This window comes from Flavobacterium jumunjinense (assembly GCF_021650975.2).
In the GTDB taxonomy this organism is placed as follows: Bacteria; Bacteroidota; Bacteroidia; order Flavobacteriales; family Flavobacteriaceae; genus Flavobacterium; species Flavobacterium jumunjinense.
In genome coordinates this window covers 1,764,225-1,781,262 of the sequence record NZ_CP091285.1, presented here as the reverse complement: position 1 = coordinate 1,781,262, position 17,038 = coordinate 1,764,225, and the positions used below count along the sequence as shown (strand labels likewise).

Here is a 17,038-nt window from a genome sequence, read left to right as displayed (position 1 = left end):
AACAAAATGAAAAGAAGAAAATTTATACAGTCAACAGCCTTAGTATCTGCACCTTTATTATTTAACAAAATACCCGTTTTAGCTTCCTCACAACTTGAAAGTAGCAACCTTCAAACACTTGCTAATGCAGCAGTAAACTGTGGTAAGATTTTAGTAATCATACAAATGAACGGTGGAAATGATGGTTTAAATACGGTTTTCCCAAGAGACAAATGGTCTGAACTATCTAATGCACGCTCCAATATATTAATAGATGAGACCGATGTTTTATCCTTAAATCATAATCCAACTACAGGTCTTCATCCTGCTATGCAAGAAATGCAACAGATGTATAATACGGGTGAACTAATGATTGTTCAAGGTGTTTCTTATCCAAACCCAAGTTACAGTCACTTTAGAGCTACCGATATTTGGTTTACTGGTTCTAAAAGTGATGAAACCCTAAATACTGGTTGGATTGGAAGAGCATTAGACGAAATCTATCCTGATTTCCCTGAGAGTTATCCTAATTCCAATATGCCAGACCCATTGGCAATACAAATTGGTTCAACATTACCTTTCTCTTTGCAAGGACCAAATATAAACATGGGATATAGTGCTCCTGATCCAGATGATTTATTAAATGTTATTAATGAAACTACAGATCCTGCACCGAATACAGATTATGGATTAGAACTTACTTTTCTTAGGTTAATGAAAGACCAAAGTAATGCCTATCGAGAAACAATTCAATCGGCATATAATGTAACAAATCCTCCTTCTGTTGAATATCCAGATAATAAATTGGCTGCTCAACTAAAAATTGTGGCTCGATTAATAAATGGTGGACTTCAAACTCCTATTTATATTGTAAACCATCATAAGAATTTCGATTCGCATGAAAACCAAGTTCTTGATACCGACAGAAAATTAGGAAGACAGCCTGAAAACTTAAGTTTATTGTCGCAATCTATTAGTGCTTTTCAAGCAGATTTAAAACAAATGGGTAAAGACAAAAAAGTAACAGGAATGACTTTTAGTGAGTTTGGAAGAAGAGTGAAAAGTAATGGAAGTTTTGGAACCGATCATGGTTCTAGTGCTCCTGTAATCTTTTTCGGAACTTCTTTAAACACAGGTGTTGCTAATGTTGAAGGGACAGCACATCCTGTTTCTGGAATGATTGGAACATCTCCTAATTTGCCTCAAAATGCATCGGTAAACGATCAAGTTCCAATGCAGTTTGATTTCAGGCAAATTTACAACTCTATAATGCAAGATTGGCTTTGTATGACAGACGCACAGGCTACCTCTGTTTTGGGTGATACTTTTCAAAAATTACCTATCTTCAAAAAGGATTTCTCTAAAGTTATTCTTAATGACGATTTTATGTATATCTACCCAAACCCTGTTGTAAACAATCAAATAAACATTGCGTTTAGAGATTTTATTAAAACAAATGTAGTTGTTACAATTTTTTCAATCGTAGGCTCATTACTCTATACAAACAAACATTATGTTCTTGGAGATATTTTAACATTTACTATACCAACACTACTTTCTAAAGGAACCTATATATTGGAAGTAAATTACAACAGAACAATACTTCAAAAGAAATTCTTAGTCTAGTACTGTTTGACTTTCTTTAGAATATTTTTCAAGAAGGGCTAATAATTCATTTTGAGTTGTTAGTCCTTTGTCTTGTAAATACCATTTTTGCAATTCAATTTTAACAGGCTCATCTACTACTCCATTCGCTGCTTTATAATCGGCAATTAGTTTACGTGCTGGTTCTGGTCTTGGTCCCCAATCTGCAATAATTTCATTCGTTTCAGCATCAAGTACAATCAATTTTGGAATTGCTTTTCCTCCATTAGTTAAAAACTGATTCATTAAAACCTCATTATCGTCTCTTAAAACTATTTTTAAATCAATATTTTCAGATGCTTCTGCAACTTTATTCATTATTGGTAATAGTTGCGCTGCATCGCCACACCAGCCTTCAGAAATTACTAACCAAGTGTATTTCTTATCTAAATTTTCGATTTTAGTACGATTTTCTTCACTAACCACTAAAGTCTTATCTAATCTTTTTAATCGTGTTTCATTCAATTCTGAATAATGCAATAAATCGACTGTTTGATTATGTCCTGTAGATTTTCCTTCACTAATTAATTGACTTACTAATTGTCTGTATTCTGAGTAAGTATATGAATTTAAAAGAGCATTTTCTATTATATTTTTCATAATTAAAATATTTATTTGACAAATTTAAAACTAAATTTGGAGATTAAATGTTAGTTTAGTTACAAATGGATTCAAAACCTAAAAACATTGGGATTGCACTTTCGGGTGGTGGTTCAAAAGGAATTGCTCATGCTGGTGCACTTCAATTCCTTGATGAACAAAAAATGAAACCGTCAATTATATCTGGAACAAGTGCTGGTGCAATTATTGCTGCTATGTATTCGTTTGGAAAAACTCCAGCCGAAATACTTAGTTTTTTTCAATCTATTTATTTTTTTAATTGGAAACATTTTACCTTAAAAAAAGCAGGAATAATAGATTCTGATTCTTTTAGAGTCTATTTCAATGCAATATTTAAAGATACTAAAATTGGAGATTTACCAATTCCTATAAAAATAACTGCAACCGATTTAGTAAAAGGAAAGTTGAAAGTTTTTAATGACAATACAAAAGTAACCGATGCTATACTTGCTTCGGCAGCATTCCCAGGTGTCTTGAGTCCTTATAAAATAAATGAACGATTATATAGCGATGGTGGCATTCTCAATCATTTTCCAACTGATTTATTACTCGGAAATTGCGAAAACATTATAGGCATATATGTTAGTCCTATTCAAAACATTGAAAATAAAGACTTAAACTCCATTAAGTCGATTACTTCTAGGGCTTTTGATTTACTTTCTGCCCAAGGAAATTATCAAAAATTTAGTTTATGCGATACAATTATAGAACCGAAAGAATTAGCAAACTATAGTACTTTTGAAACTAGTAAGTCTAAAATGAAAACAATTTTTCAAATTGGTTATGATGAAGCTAAAAGTACTTTTGAAGAATTAAGCTCATAATACAATTCAACATTTTTTTTCTGTAGATATATAATTATATTTGCATCACAAAATAATATAGAGACAATCTAATGAAATACAAAAGAATTCTTCTAAAATTGAGTGGTGAAGCCCTAATGGGTGATAGACAATACGGAATTGACCCTAAGCGTTTAGCTGAATATGCGCAAGAAATAAAAGAGATTCATGACAAAGGGATAGAGATTGCAATCGTTATAGGTGGAGGAAATATTTTTAGAGGAGTTGCTGGCGCTAGTAATGGAATGGATAGAGTTCAAGGTGACTATATGGGAATGCTTGCAACCGTAATTAACGGAATGGCATTGCAAGGTGCTCTTGAAGAAGCAGGAATGCAAACACGTTTGCAAACAGCTTTAAAGATTGAAGCCATTGCAGAACCTTATATTAAAAGAAAAGCAACAAGACACTTAGAAAAAAGAAGAATTGTTATTTTTGGAGCAGGAACTGGAAATCCATATTTCACAACAGATACTGCTGCTGTACTTAGAGGTGTAGAAGTGAATGCCGATGTAATTTTAAAAGGAACTCGTGTTGATGGTGTTTACACTTCAGATCCAGAAAAAAATGCAGATGCTGTTAAATTTGACTATATTTCGTTTGAAGATGTATTAGCAAAAGGTTTAAATGTTATGGATACTACTGCTTTTACACTTAGTCAGGAAAACAAATTACCTATTATTATATTCGATATGAACAAAAGAGGTAATTTATTAAAAGTTTGTGAAGGACAAACAGTTGGAACAACAGTTACAATATAAATAAACACAAAGTAATATCACTTAGACATATTTTTGAAATAAAAACTTAAGAAAATGACAGAAGAAATTAATTTCATAATAGACAGTGCAAGGGAATCGATGGAAGGTTCTATAGCGCATTTAGAAAAAGAATTTTTAAACATTAGAGCTGGTAAAGCTTCTCCTCAAATGCTTGGTGGTGTTTTTGTTGACTATTATGGTTCACAAACGCCATTGTCTCAAGTTGCAAATATTAATGCACCAGATGCAAGAACATTAACTGTTACACCTTGGGAAAAACCAATGCTTCAACCTATTGAAAAAGCAATTATGATTGCTAATTTAGGTTTAAACCCAATGAATAATGGAGATAATATTATCATAAACGTTCCTGCATTAACAGAAGAAAGAAGACGCGACCTTGTAAAACAAGCAAAAACAGAGTCTGAAGATGCAAAAATTGGTATTCGTAATGCTCGTAAAGATGCAAACACAGATATTAAAAAAGAAGAGAAAAACGGAACATCTGAAGATATTTGTAAAAAAGCAGAAGAAGACATTCAAAAACTAACAGATGCATTCATTAAAAAAACAGAAGAGCATTTAGCGGCTAAAGAAATTGAAATAATGAAAGTATAGTTATCTATATATAAGAAAATATTTGAATCCAACTTTTTTGAGTTGGATTTTTTTATATAAACCCAGAAGCTTTAATTAAGCCTTGTTTATTTAAAACCTTAATCTTCGATTTATCTACTTCAATTAAATTTTCGACTTTAAAATCATGTAAAATTCTAACTAAAGATTCAACCGAAGTCCCTATAATATTACTGTGATTCATTCTTGACAAATCTATAAAACCATCTGAATAGGAAAGTTTAGTAAAAAAATCATCCAGATTAATTAAAGACAAAGCGGTTCGCTCCCTTACCGAATAGTTTGCAATTATATGTGCATTATGAGTAAACGCAATTAAACTTCTTATTAAGTTAGCATTCATTCTTTTCAAAAAAAGAGAATCGCTATCAAAGAGCGAATGAAAAAAATCTTTATTAATAACAACAATTTCACAGTTTGTAATTGCAGAGATCGAATACAAATAAGGCGTGTTTGATAATAAAGTTGAATATCCAATAATATTATTCTCTTTAACTAAACTAAAAATATATTCTTTACCATTACCGTCTACTGTATAGACCTTTAAAACCCCCTTTTTTACAATAAATACACTACTAGGAAATACTCCTTGATGAAACAATACTTGGTTTTTCTTTAACTTAATTAAGACTTCAACATCTTCAGTTTCATTAGAATAATGTTCATATAAATATTCTGCTAAATCTTGATTATCTTCTAAAAAATTACCTTTTGGAAACAACATTTTATTTTTTTTAAAATCAGATACAAACCTTTTTATTGCAAAAAAGTCAGTTTCTTTTAAAAAACTGACTTTAAACTTTTAACCTTCATTCTAAATCACTCTAGAAGTCTACATTAACAACGCTAGATACTTGTTTTTATTGTAGTTACATTCAAAATTAAGACTCTGGAACAAAAATATTTCTTCCATTCAATAATTGAATAGGTCTATTATTTTGATGCATTAATGCTTCAAACTGCAACAATTGTTTTCTAGAAATTTTCACTCTATTTTTAACAACAAACCAACTAACAATTGGAGAACAAGGTGGTGTAGTTAAAGAGCCTGAATAACTATAATACTCTTCAATTTCGTCTTCATAATCTAAAAAACCTAAAGCATTATAATTAAAATTACTATTATAAATACCCCCTTCATTCAATGGTAAATCATTCATAAAATTAGCCAACAAAGGATTATCATTATTAGACAGTTCAAAAAACACTCCAATAACAGCAAGCAAGCCAGTTGTATTGTCTCTATGCACCAAATGCACTTCCATAGGATAACTAATTCCATTTACTGTATGTTCGCTTGAAGTATGAAAATGAAATTGTTTCAATTCATACGTCTTATTATTTACTGACAATGTACTTCCTGAACTATAATCAAACTGAATTGTATGTCCATTATTAATAATTCTCGTAAAAGAATTAGAGTAATTAAATTCCAAATCCTCCAAGTTATCATTCTCAACAACATTTCTAGTTTGAATATTTATTGGCGATTGCGAATGACCTCCACAGTCTTGCCAATCATTTCCACAAATACCACTCCAATTATCAGGTCCGTTTGCACCCTCATATTCAAAATGACAATTTGAATTTGTTGTTTTTCCGTAGAATGAATTTGCTAATGATTGTTCATCATTATTGGTTAAATTTTCATCATTGTTTTTGATTGATTCTTCTTGACATGATAGCATCATAAAAGCGATAGTGAAACTAAGTGTTACTTTTTTCATTTTGTTAATTTATTTATACAAATCTATTTTAAATAAATAATTACAAAACCATAACATTATCAATCTATTAATTGATTTATATCAATATTTTAAAACCGAAACCCCAAGTCACCATGTCGATTCTTAAAACTTAATTTATAGTTAAATTCATTCGAAATATTAAAATAAATGTATAAAATACATTATTTTTAAAGCTCGACAAAAAATAACTTGTCCAACAATTTAATTAAACATACTTTTAAGCCATAATATAAGGCTGATTTCATCAATCATCACCTTCATCAATTTTGATTACTTAATGAGATATATTACGCTATTAACTTTTCTTTTTCTATCAACATTTTGTATCGCCCAGAACAAAATAAAAGGTCAGATTATCGACATTGATAGTAGGGTTCCTCTTTCATTTTGCAAAATTGAATATCTAGACAAAACTTTTACAACCAATTGGGAAGGTAAATTCAATTTAGACATATCTGCTTATGACAAACCTTTAATTATAACCTATAAAGGTTATCATAGAAAAAGCGTTTATATTTCTAAAAACGAGCAGTTTGTTGTTGTAAAAATGACTATTGATCTTGATACATATAAAAAAGTAGAGATTTACACCGACAACACTGTAAATAAAATTGTTCGAAACGTAATCAAAAACAAAAAAAACAATCAACCTGAAAACATTTTAGGTAGTTTCCAATACAAAAACTATGAAAACATACTTATAACCGCAAATCCGGACTCTATTTCTAGTAAAATTGACACTATACGTAAAAAACGCCTTTTTAGAAAAACTAAAATAAAACTGGATTCTTCAAATTATAAGTTCAAAAAAATAGTTGAAAAATATCATTTGTACCAAACAGAAAAGGTAAATCAAATTCAATACAATAAAAATGGTCAAAAAGAAACAATTTTAGCAAGTAGAATGGCTGGTTTTAAAGAGCCACTATATGAGTATTTAGGTTTAAATCTTGTGTCCTATTCCGTCTATGAAAATCCTTTTGAAATATTAGAAACACCATTACAAAACCCAATTTCAAACTATGGTCGTCGTTTGTATAACTTCTATTTAGTTGATTCTCTAACTATACAAGATCGAAAAACATATAAAATTTTCTTCCAACCAAAAAAACTTCAATCAAGTAGATTGAGAGGTTTGCTTTATGTTGACGCAGAAACATTTGCCATAGCAAAAGCTTATTATAGAATCTACGGAGTTGTTAATATCAATGCTGACTATACTTTTGACTATTACAAAAAAGAAAAACTTTGGTTTCCGAAAAAAAGAAAATTTACTGTTCTTAAAGGTAACAATGTTGACGATATTAAGATATTAGGAAGAACAATCGAATTTAGTTCTGCTTTAGAACCGGACCAAAATTCAAACACTACAGATCAAATTTATCTAACTATTGAGTCGACTCCTTTCGATATAGAATTAAATAAAAATGTAACATTCAAAAATAAAGGAATCAAAATTGAAATTTCAAAAGATGGAATAGACAAGCCTGAAAAGTATTGGGCAGAATTTGTAAAAGACAGTATCGATATCCGACGAATTGGAACTTATAATGCAATTGACAGTCTTTCGAAATCGAGAAAAATTGAAAAAAAAGTCTATGTTGGAAAAAAAGTTCTTAATGGTTATTACCCTATAAGCTATTTTGATTTAGACCTACGAAGCATTGTCAAATACAATAACTTCGAAGGATTTAGATTAGGATTTGGTGGTGTTACAAACGAAAAACTATCGGAACGATATAGAATTGGTGGTTACGGAGCTTATGGTTTAAAAGACAAAGAATTTAAATACAATTTTACCCCTTCCTATTTACTACACAGATCAAGCGAAACGTGGATAAACGCATCCTATACAGACGACTTAGATGAAACTTCAAAAACAACATTCGCAACAGACAGTCGTAGATTTAAGATATACGATCCAAGACCTATAAATATTTCTACATTCTATGCTCATAAAACAGCATCCATTTTTATAGAATCAAATTACCTTAGAAACTCAAACACATATCTTTCTATATTTAGAAGTGAAATAATCCCTCAATTCGACTACACTTTTATTAATAAAGAAAATGCATATACACAATATAACATTACTGCAGTTCAGCTTGCTATACAATGGAATCCATTCAGTAATTATATGTTAACTCCAAAAACAAGAATTGAGTATGAAAAAAGACATCCTAAGTTTTCATTCCAAGTTACTCAAACTTTACCTGATGTAATTGGAAATGATTTTAATTTTACGAAAATAGATTTCAAAACTTTCTATGAAATTCCTTTCATTTCTGGGCAAAAAAGTGCGCTTCTTTTTCAAACAGGAATAGCCTTTGGAGATGTTCCTTTAACCCATTTATATAGCTTACAACCAAACAACCTTAACAGAGATGCATTATTGCAAAGAATAACATTTGCGGGAAAAGACAGTTTTGAAACGATGTATTTTAATGAATTTTTCTCGGATAAATATGTTTCTCTTCAATTAAAGCATACGTTTAACAAAATCAGATTGGGCTACAGAATAAATCCAGAATTTTCAATTGCGACAAGAATGGCTTGGGGAGAAATAAACAAATCAAACAGTCATATAGGTTTAAATTTCAAATCTTTAGAAGAGGGTTTCTTTGAAAGTGGCATTGAATGTAATAAAATATACCGAGGATTAGGCGCTACTGTTTTCTATAGATATGGACCCAACCAACTACCTGTTTTTGAAGATAATTTATCTTTAAAAATATCCTATTTTTTAGATTTAGGGATTTAAGTAATGAAGCATTCTTTTTTTTGTTGGATTCTAAGTATTTAAGCAAGAATCCTTACCTTTGCGCTTCAAAATTTTGGCAATGTTTAAATGGTTATCCACTAGTTTTTGGGATTTTATAGCAAGTAGAATTTTACGTAATCGTATTTTCCTACTCATCACCCTTGTGCTTTTCACTCTTTTCATGGCGTTTCAATGGAATAATATGCGTTTCACTTATACTGAAGCGAATCTACTTCCAGACGAACATGAAATAAATGTTCAGTACCGTTCTTTTTTAGATAAATTTGGAGAAGAAGGAAATCTAATCGTCATTGGCTTTAAAGATTCAACTTTTTTTAACACTAAAAATCTAAAACATTGGCAAGAATTCATCAGCGGAATAAAAAAAGACAAAGCTGTAGAACTTACTCTTTCCATTGAAGACCTAAAAATACTTAAAAAAGATACTACAGAACAAAAATTTAAACTCGTTCCTTTTATCAATAATGATAAAATTAGCGATAGTTACCTTAAAGAAAAACAAAACGAATTCTTCAACAACCTTCCTTTCTACGAAGGAATGCTTTTTAATAAAGAATCTGGTGCTGTTCGTTTTGCAATTTATATTGATAAAAAAATTGTAAACACTGCTGCACGTAAAGATTTTGTATTAAAGCACCTGAGCAAAGAAAAAATCGAAGCGTTTGAGAAAAAAACAGGAATCGATTTAAAGGTTTCTGGAATGCCATATATTAGAACACTGAATTCTCAAAGCATCATTGATGAAATTGGATTATTCGTTGGTGCTGCCTTACTAATTACATCGTTACTTTTCTTCTTTTTCTTTAGAAGTTTTAGAGCAACTATTATATCTATGATTATTGTTATTATTGGTGTAATGTGGTCGTTTGGAACTTTAGGCTTACTAAACTATGAGATTACAGTTCTAACAGCTATTATTCCTCCTTTAATTATTGTTATCGGAATTCCGAATTGTATTTTCTTAATTAATAAATACCAACAGGAAATTAAAAAGCACGGTAACAAAGCCAAATCGCTTCAAAGAGTTATTTCTAAAGTAGGAAATGCAACTTTAATGACGAATTTAACTACTGCTGCTGGTTTTGCAACATTTATAATTACAGATAGTGAATTACTAAAAGAATTTGGTATTGTTGCTTCTTTAAATATTTTATTTTTATTCTTATTGTGTTTAATTATTATTCCTATTATCTATAGTTATATGCCTCTTCCTAAAGAAAAGCACTTAGCGCACTTAGGAAAAAACTACACCAATACTTTTATAAAATGGATAGAGAATTCTATTCGAAAACATCCAGTTGTTATCTACTCTTCTGCTATTGGACTTTTAGTTTTTGGAATTATTGGAATTTTTCAAATTAAAATTTCTGGAAGCATTATTGAAGATATGCCTAAAAAAACTGGTTTCTTTGAAGATATTCTTTTCTATGAAAAAGAGTTTGATGGAGTTATGCCATTAGAGATAATGATCGACACTAAAAGACCAAAAGGTGCTTTAAAATCGACCACCTTAAAAAGAATAAATGAACTTCAAGAAACAATAGAAGAGATTCCAGAGTTATCGAAACCTGTTTCTGTTGTTAATCTTGTAAAATATGCTAAACAGTCATTTTATAATGGTAATCCAAAATATTACGAACTTCCAACAAAACAAGAGGAAACATTTATTTTATCTTACATAAAAAACTCTACACAAAAAGGAAGTGAGAACATGTTGAAAAGCTATGTAGATAGCACAGGACAATATGCCCGCGTTACTACTTTCATGAGAGACATTGGTACCGATAAAATGAAAAAAATCGAAGATCGATTACAAGAAAAGATAGACAAAGTATTCCCAAAAGAACGCTACACAGTTACAATGACTGGAAAAGCATATGTCTTTGAAAAAGGAACACATTATCTTGTAAAAAACTTAGTACTCTCTTTATTATTTGCAATTTTCCTAATTTCATTATTAATGGCCTATCTATTTAGATCATTCAAAATGATAATTGTTTCGCTACTTCCTAATATATTACCACTAATAATTACTGCTGGATTAATGGGATTCTTAGGTGTACCAATTAAACCATCAACGATATTAGTCTTCAGTATTGCTTTTGGAATATCTGTAGATGATACAATTCACTTTCTTGCCAAATACCGTCAAGAATTAAAAGCAAACAATTGGAGAATTAAAAAATCAGTTTTCAACACTGTAAAAGAAGCAGGAATTAGTATGTTCTATACATCTGTAGTCTTGTTCTTTGGTTTTTCTGTTTTCACATTATCAAGCTTTGGTGGAACAGTCGCTCTAGGAAGTTTAGTTGCTGCTACATTATTATTTGCAATGCTTTCAAACCTTATCCTATTACCCGCATTATTATTATCATTAGAAAAATCAATCGCAAACGAACAAGAGTTTATAGAACCTACAATCGATATCTTAGCAGAAGATAAAGATGATGTGGAAAATAAAAACGAATAATTATATTTGCATTATAAAAAGTTTACAAAATGAAACATATAAAAGTCAACGATCTTTTAAACAATACAAAAACACTTCAAGAAGTAACCGCTAAAGGTTGGGTTAGAAGTTTCAGAAACAATCAATTCATTGCTTTAAATGATGGTTCAACTATAAATAACATTCAGTGTGTAATCGATTTTGAGAACACACCAGAAGAAACATTAAAAAGAATCACTACAAGTGCAGCAATATCTGTAACTGGAACACTAAACGAAAGTCAAGGTAAAGGACAAAGTGTAGAAATTCAGGTTACTAAAATTGAAATACTTGGAGATAGTGATGCTGAAAAATATCCAATACAATTAAGAAACAAACCTAGTTTAGAATTCTTAAGAGAACAAGCTCATTTAAGAGTACGTACGAATACATTTAGTGCTGTAATGAGAGTTCGTTCAACGCTATCATTTGCTGTACACCAATATTTTCAAGAAAATGGTTTTTTCTACGTAAACACACCTATTGTAACAGGTAGCGATGCTGAAGGAGCTGGTGAAATGTTCAAAGTAACGTCACTTCCATTCGATGAAACACCAAGAAACGCAGAAGGAAAAGTAGACTATAAAGAAGATTTCTTTGGAAAAGAAACCAACCTAACCGTTTCAGGACAATTGGAAGCAGAAACCTATGCAATGGCATTAGGACAAGTGTACACATTTGGACCTACTTTCCGTGCTGAAAACTCAAACACTTCTCGTCATCTTGCAGAATTCTGGATGATTGAACCAGAAGTTGCTTTTAATGATTTAGATGCAAACATGGATCTTGCAGAAGACTTCATTAAACATGTAATTAAATACACATTAGAAAAATGTGAAGATGATTTAAAATTCCTTGAAGGTCGTTTATTAGATGAAGAAAAATCAAAACCTCAAGCAGAAAGAAGTGAAATGAGTTTATTAGAAAAACTTAATTTCATTTTAGATAACAACTTCAAACGTGTTTCGTACACTGAAGCTATTGATATTTTAAAGAACTCTACACCAAATAAGAAAAAGAAATTCAACTATATCATTAACGAATGGGGTGCAGATTTACAAAGCGAGCATGAGAGATTCCTTGTTGAAAAACACTTTAAATGTCCTGTAATACTTTTTGATTATCCAGCAAACATAAAAGCGTTTTACATGCGTTTAAATGAAAACACAGAACCTGGTAAAGAAACTGTTAGAGCAATGGACATTCTTTTCCCTGGAATTGGAGAAATTGTTGGAGGTTCACAACGTGAAGAACGTTTGGATGTCTTACTCGAAAAAATGAAAAATCTTGGTATTGAAGAAGAAGAATTATGGTGGTATTTAGACACTAGAAGATTTGGTACCGCTGTACATTCTGGTTTCGGATTAGGATTTGAACGTTTAGTATTATTCGTAACCGGTATGACAAATATTAGAGATGTCATTCCTTTCCCGAGAACACCACAGAACGCAGAATTTTAATTAAAATATTTAATCGTTTAATCGTATATTTGTTTAACCAACAAAGCGATTAAACGATTAACTGTTATACGAACCCAAAATAATGTTAAGACAAAGCCTACAATTTAAATTATCTCAAAAATTATCTCCTCAACAAATTCAGCTAATGAAATTGATTCAATTGCCTACACAAGCATTTGAACAAAGACTACAAGAAGAATTAGTTGAAAACCCTGCATTAGAAAACGGAAAAGAAGAAAGTTCCGAATATGAAGATGAATACGACAATTCTAATGACGAGTATGATGATTTTGAAGGTGAAAGAATTGAAGCCGAAGACATTAATATTGATGAATACCTAAGTAATGACGAAACGCCTGATTATAAATATCAAGCAAACAATTATAGTGATGACGATGAAGACAATAGCATGCCATTTATTGCTGGTGTAACTTTTCATCAAGATTTACTGAATCAATTGAATACTTTTATCCTTAGTGATGAAGAAAGGGAAATTGCTGAATTTTTAGTAGGGAGTATTGACGATGTTGGATACATTAGAAGAAGTATTCAAGACATTGTTGACGACATGGCCTTTACACAGGGAATCTATACAGATGAAGCAACTGCAACTAGAATTCTCGGAATCATACAAGAGCTTGAGCCAGCTGGTGTTGCTGCTAGAGACCTACAAGAGTGTTTATCTTTACAACTAAAACACAAAACACCTTCTGATAGTGTTGATTTGGCTATTGATATTATTAAAAATCAATTTGATGCATTTTCAAAAAAACACTACGAAAAACTACTTCAAAAATATGAGATTTCAAAAGAGCAACTAAGAAAGGCTATTGATGAAATTGAAAAATTGAATCCCAAACCAGGAGGAGCATATGACGGCAATCAAAAACCAATAGAACACGTTGTTCCTGATTTTACAATTAAAATTATTGATGGAGAGCTAGAGCTACTCCTAAACGGTAGAAATGCTCCAGAATTACATGTTTCTAAAGACTACCAAGATATGCTTCAAAGTTACAAAGTAACAAATGAAAAATCTAACACTCAGAAAGATGCTGTTCAGTTTATTAAACAAAAGTTAGATTCTGCAAAATGGTTTATTGATGCAATTAAGCAAAGACAAGAAACACTTTATGTAACAATGAATGCAATAATGCATTATCAAGAAGAGTATTTTCTTGACGGAGACGAAACCAACCTAAAACCTATGATATTGAAAGATATTGCAGACTTGGTTGGCTTAGATATCTCAACAATTTCACGTGTTGCAAATAGCAAGTATGTAGACACACCCTATGGCACAAGGCTAATTAAAGATTACTTTAGTGAATCAATGAAAAACGACCAAGGTGAAGATGTTTCAACACTAGAAATAAAAAAAATACTTGAAGGTGTTATCAACGAAGAAGACAAAAAGAAGCCATTACCCGATGATAAATTAGCTGAAATATTAAAAGAAAAAGGCTATCCGATCGCTAGACGAACTGTTGCTAAATACAGAGAACTACTAGACATTCCTGTTGCTCGTCTTCGAAAAAAAATATAATTCTTTGATGAAGATTAAGAAACAAAAAAATACCAAGAGTAAAACTTTATGGATATAAAAAAAATATTGCCAATATTCTCATATATTTTTCATCCGATATTTATCTCACTATACGGTACTTTGTTCTATTTTCTAATCACTCAATTATACCTATATCAATCTCAATTTTATCTAACTCTATTACAAGTCGGAATACTAACATTATTACTTCCAATATCACTATATTATTTATTTATGTCCTTGGGTGTGATTTCTTCATTTACTGAAGCCACACTTAAAGAAAGAAAACTACCTATATTAATACAAGCTATACTACTTTTTGTTTTAATAAAATTTAGCGCATCTCTAGATGACCTTCGAGAGCTCTATTATTTTTTTATGGGCGGTTTTTTAAGCTCATTAATAGCTTTCTTAGCTGTATATATAAAATTCAAGGCTAGTTTACATATGATAGGTATATCATCGCTTACAACATTTGCATATGCGCTTTCATTGCACTCTCAAATACAATTAGTAAACATCATACTACTATTAATCATAACCATGGGCTTAGTATCGTCATCTAGGCTGTACATGAAATCGCATACTCCTATTGAGTTATTGATAGGAACCTTAATTGGAATAGGCTCACAAGTAACATTCTGGATTTTTTGGTTATAGGATATAAAATATAAAACCTACATTAAAAGAGTTTAGTTGAAGCCTTTCATCACCAATTTTGGAGTCTTTAAAGTGAGAATTCAAACCATAATAGGCGTACAAATTCACCGTATTATATCCCAAACTTAAATAAGGACCATATTGCAACTTATTCAAATCATTATTGTTTTTCAACTTATAATCATTTGCATTAGATTCAAAAATACTTGAACTCGAAAATAAATAGCTTAATTTAAACCCAGTATATACTCTCCAAAACTTATGACTTTTGTAAGTTACATTCCTCCATCTAATCTCTATAGGAAGTTCTACATAATGTAATCTTAATTTACTCCTATCATAAGAATTATCAATACTATATTCATTTGGAGAAGATGGAATTACTTTTAAATTATGTTTAATGTCACTATAAGAATATCCTAATCCTGTAGCAATTGCCCAATTTCTATTTTTAGAGATTGGCATATCTCTTAAAAAACCCAAAGTTATACCTGAAGAGAAAGAATATTGAGAATAACTAGTAGGGCTATTTCTAAGCAAGTTATAACTTACAGATACATAAAATTGATCTTCCCTAAAAAGAGAATCAACCGGCAGACTGTATTCATCTTCTTCTTGAGAAAATAAAAATGAAAAATTCAAAAAACAAAAAACAAAAAAAAGATATCTCATCTAATATAATATAATGAAGGTATAAAAATAACAAAAAAAGGCACGCAAATTGCGTGCCTTTTGTATAATTTACGATTGAAAAGATAAATTATCTATCTAATGGATTACCTTGATTGGTTGTATAGTTTACTTTTAACTGATCTACTTTACGTAATTCAGTTTTAATATCCTGTACTAATCCCATTTTTACTTCTTTATCAATTTTTAAAGATGCTGTCAAATATGTCTCATCCTGAGAATTCCTTGCTGCTCTTTCCGTGATAACAAAGGCTCTTAAATCAGCAACTGTTGAAATCTTATCATTCAACTGTATACGATCTGAAGATCCTAAAGATTTATATCCATCTTTAGGCTTTCCTGCATAAATATACATAATGTATTGTTTTTTATGCAATTTAGCTGTTTGATCCGCTTTTGGTAATCTGTTTTCGATCATCAAATCGCTATCCTTCATGGTTGTTGCAGTCATAAAGAAGAACAAAAGCATAAATACAATATCCGGTAAAGATGCCGTAGAAATCCCAGGTGTTCCGCCCGATTTTTTCTTTTTAAACCTAGACATAATTTCTAAAATTTAAAGGGTTATTAGTTCTTTTTTGATTCCGCTTCTGAAAGACGCATTGGATACATATCCTGAATTTGTTTTACTTTTGGTTCTAGCTCTTCAACCAAACCTTCAACCGCTTTTGATGCTGGATCATTCGCAACATATTCAAGTTCTGTATATTTCTTTCCAAAACGTTTCATACTTTCTCTATCTCTTAAGAAATAATATGCAGCTACTAACTCATTCTGAACCGTTACATAGGTCTGATAAGAAGTTTCAGCATCATTCATTAAAGAGATTACAGCCTCTTCTGGATTATCAGATGACTGTGGGTTCTTTTTTCCTTCACAATAAGCACAGTCACCTTTTCCATTGTTTTCTAAGAAATCAATAGCGACTTGTCTTAAATCTTTAATTACCGTTACCTGATCATTAACTAATAACTGATTGTCTTTATTTACCAAAACTCTCAATATATTTCTTTCGTTAATTTGTGGTATATCCGGCTCTTCTTCATACCTCGGCAGCAATCTATTAATTCCTTGATCAACTCCAATGGTAGTTGTGACCAAGAAGAAGATTAAAAGAAGGAAGGCAATATCTGCCATGGAACCAGCATTTACTTCTGGTGCTTCTCTTTTTGCCATAA

The 17,038-nt window shown here is 30.7% G+C and carries 14 protein-coding genes; 8 read left to right on the top strand and 6 right to left on the bottom strand.

What is annotated here, in order from left to right:
* Positions 1 to 6: 6 nt before the first annotated feature.
* A complete protein-coding gene (locus L2Z92_RS07945) occupies positions 7 to 1,605 on the top strand; it encodes a DUF1501 domain-containing protein (protein ID WP_236458291.1) in 1,599 nt (532 codons plus the stop codon).
* Here the strand turns inward: L2Z92_RS07945 and L2Z92_RS07940 are convergent.
* Positions 1,597 to 2,223, bottom strand: a complete 627-nt coding sequence (locus L2Z92_RS07940) for a thioredoxin family protein (RefSeq protein ID WP_236458290.1) — start codon at positions 2,221 to 2,223, stop codon at positions 1,597 to 1,599. The two genes, L2Z92_RS07945 and L2Z92_RS07940, sit on opposite strands and share 9 nt — an antisense overlap.
* 65 nt (positions 2,224 to 2,288) lie before the next feature.
* On the opposite strand from L2Z92_RS07940, the gene L2Z92_RS07935 reads away from it, so the two are divergent.
* From L2Z92_RS07935 to frr, 3 genes are all read left to right on the top strand, one after another.
* The gene (locus L2Z92_RS07935; RefSeq protein ID WP_236458289.1) at positions 2,289 to 3,068 is read left to right on the top strand and encodes a patatin-like phospholipase family protein; all 780 of its coding nucleotides are present in this window, start codon (positions 2,289 to 2,291) and stop codon (positions 3,066 to 3,068) included.
* A gap of 71 nt (positions 3,069 to 3,139) precedes the next feature.
* Positions 3,140 to 3,847, top strand: a complete 708-nt coding sequence (gene pyrH, locus L2Z92_RS07930) for a UMP kinase (RefSeq protein WP_236458288.1) — start codon at positions 3,140 to 3,142, stop codon at positions 3,845 to 3,847.
* A gap of 54 nt (positions 3,848 to 3,901) precedes the next feature.
* Positions 3,902 to 4,465 (top strand): ribosome recycling factor, encoded by a 564-nt coding sequence (frr, locus tag L2Z92_RS07925; RefSeq protein ID WP_236458287.1) that lies wholly within the window; start codon positions 3,902 to 3,904, stop codon positions 4,463 to 4,465.
* Between the two features lie 52 nt (positions 4,466 to 4,517).
* Here frr and L2Z92_RS07920 read toward each other — a convergent pair whose 3' ends face one another.
* Both L2Z92_RS07920 and L2Z92_RS07915 read right to left on the bottom strand, forming a co-directional pair.
* A complete protein-coding gene (locus tag L2Z92_RS07920) occupies positions 4,518 to 5,207 on the bottom strand; it encodes a Crp/Fnr family transcriptional regulator (protein ID WP_236458286.1) in 690 nt (229 codons plus the stop codon).
* 157 nt (positions 5,208 to 5,364) lie between these two features.
* Positions 5,365 to 6,210, bottom strand: a complete 846-nt coding sequence (locus L2Z92_RS07915; RefSeq protein ID WP_236458285.1) for a carbonic anhydrase — start codon at positions 6,208 to 6,210, stop codon at positions 5,365 to 5,367.
* Positions 6,211 to 6,508: 298 nt separating this feature from the next.
* Here L2Z92_RS07915 and L2Z92_RS07910 point away from each other — a divergent pair, with 298 nt between their 5' ends.
* From L2Z92_RS07910 to rpoN, 4 genes are all read left to right on the top strand, one after another.
* Positions 6,509 to 8,995, top strand: a complete 2,487-nt coding sequence (locus L2Z92_RS07910; protein ID WP_236458284.1) for a DUF5686 family protein — start codon at positions 6,509 to 6,511, stop codon at positions 8,993 to 8,995.
* Positions 8,996 to 9,074: 79 nt separating this feature from the next.
* Positions 9,075 to 11,486, top strand: a complete 2,412-nt coding sequence (locus L2Z92_RS07905; protein ID WP_236458283.1) for an efflux RND transporter permease subunit — start codon at positions 9,075 to 9,077, stop codon at positions 11,484 to 11,486.
* Positions 11,487 to 11,515: 29 nt separating this feature from the next.
* Positions 11,516 to 12,964, top strand: a complete 1,449-nt coding sequence (gene asnS / locus L2Z92_RS07900; protein WP_236458282.1) for an asparagine--tRNA ligase — start codon at positions 11,516 to 11,518, stop codon at positions 12,962 to 12,964.
* An 82-nt stretch (positions 12,965 to 13,046) separates the two neighbouring features.
* A complete protein-coding gene (gene rpoN, locus L2Z92_RS07895; protein WP_236458281.1) occupies positions 13,047 to 14,510 on the top strand; it encodes an RNA polymerase factor sigma-54 in 1,464 nt (487 codons plus the stop codon).
* Positions 14,511 to 15,164: 654 nt separating this feature from the next.
* Here the strand turns inward: rpoN and L2Z92_RS07890 are convergent.
* The 3 genes from L2Z92_RS07890 to L2Z92_RS07880 form a co-directional block, all read right to left on the bottom strand.
* Complete coding sequence (locus L2Z92_RS07890; RefSeq protein WP_236458280.1) at positions 15,165 to 15,842, bottom strand: porin family protein; 678 nt, start codon at positions 15,840 to 15,842, stop codon at positions 15,165 to 15,167.
* Between the two features lie 88 nt (positions 15,843 to 15,930).
* Complete coding sequence (locus L2Z92_RS07885) at positions 15,931 to 16,404, bottom strand: ExbD/TolR family protein (protein ID WP_236458279.1); 474 nt, start codon at positions 16,402 to 16,404, stop codon at positions 15,931 to 15,933.
* Positions 16,405 to 16,427: 23 nt separating this feature from the next.
* Entirely contained in the window at positions 16,428 to 17,036 is a 609-nt protein-coding gene (locus tag L2Z92_RS07880; RefSeq protein WP_236458278.1) for an ExbD/TolR family protein, read from the bottom strand.
* Positions 17,037 to 17,038: the final 2 nt, after the last annotated feature.

Coding starts and splice junctions, on each gene's coding strand:
- L2Z92_RS07940 (WP_236458290.1), bottom strand. CDS start 2,223: ATGAAAAATATAATAGAAAATGCTCTTTTAAATTCATATACTTACTCA.
- L2Z92_RS07920 (WP_236458286.1), bottom strand. CDS start 5,207: ATGTTGTTTCCAAAAGGTAATTTTTTAGAAGATAATCAAGATTTAGCA.
- rpoN (WP_236458281.1), top strand. CDS start 13,047: ATGTTAAGACAAAGCCTACAATTTAAATTATCTCAAAAATTATCTCCT.
- L2Z92_RS07905 (WP_236458283.1), top strand. CDS start 9,075: ATGTTTAAATGGTTATCCACTAGTTTTTGGGATTTTATAGCAAGTAGA.
- L2Z92_RS07945 (WP_236458291.1), top strand. CDS start 7: ATGAAAAGAAGAAAATTTATACAGTCAACAGCCTTAGTATCTGCACCT.
- L2Z92_RS07890 (WP_236458280.1), bottom strand. CDS start 15,842: ATGAGATATCTTTTTTTTGTTTTTTGTTTTTTGAATTTTTCATTTTTA.
- frr (WP_236458287.1), top strand. CDS start 3,902: ATGACAGAAGAAATTAATTTCATAATAGACAGTGCAAGGGAATCGATG.
- L2Z92_RS07935 (WP_236458289.1), top strand. CDS start 2,289: ATGGATTCAAAACCTAAAAACATTGGGATTGCACTTTCGGGTGGTGGT.
- asnS (WP_236458282.1), top strand. CDS start 11,516: ATGAAACATATAAAAGTCAACGATCTTTTAAACAATACAAAAACACTT.
- pyrH (WP_236458288.1), top strand. CDS start 3,140: ATGAAATACAAAAGAATTCTTCTAAAATTGAGTGGTGAAGCCCTAATG.
- L2Z92_RS07880 (WP_236458278.1), bottom strand. CDS start 17,036: ATGGCAAAAAGAGAAGCACCAGAAGTAAATGCTGGTTCCATGGCAGAT.
- L2Z92_RS07915 (WP_236458285.1), bottom strand. CDS start 6,210: ATGAAAAAAGTAACACTTAGTTTCACTATCGCTTTTATGATGCTATCA.
- L2Z92_RS07885 (WP_236458279.1), bottom strand. CDS start 16,404: ATGTCTAGGTTTAAAAAGAAAAAATCGGGCGGAACACCTGGGATTTCT.
- L2Z92_RS07910 (WP_236458284.1), top strand. CDS start 6,509: ATGAGATATATTACGCTATTAACTTTTCTTTTTCTATCAACATTTTGT.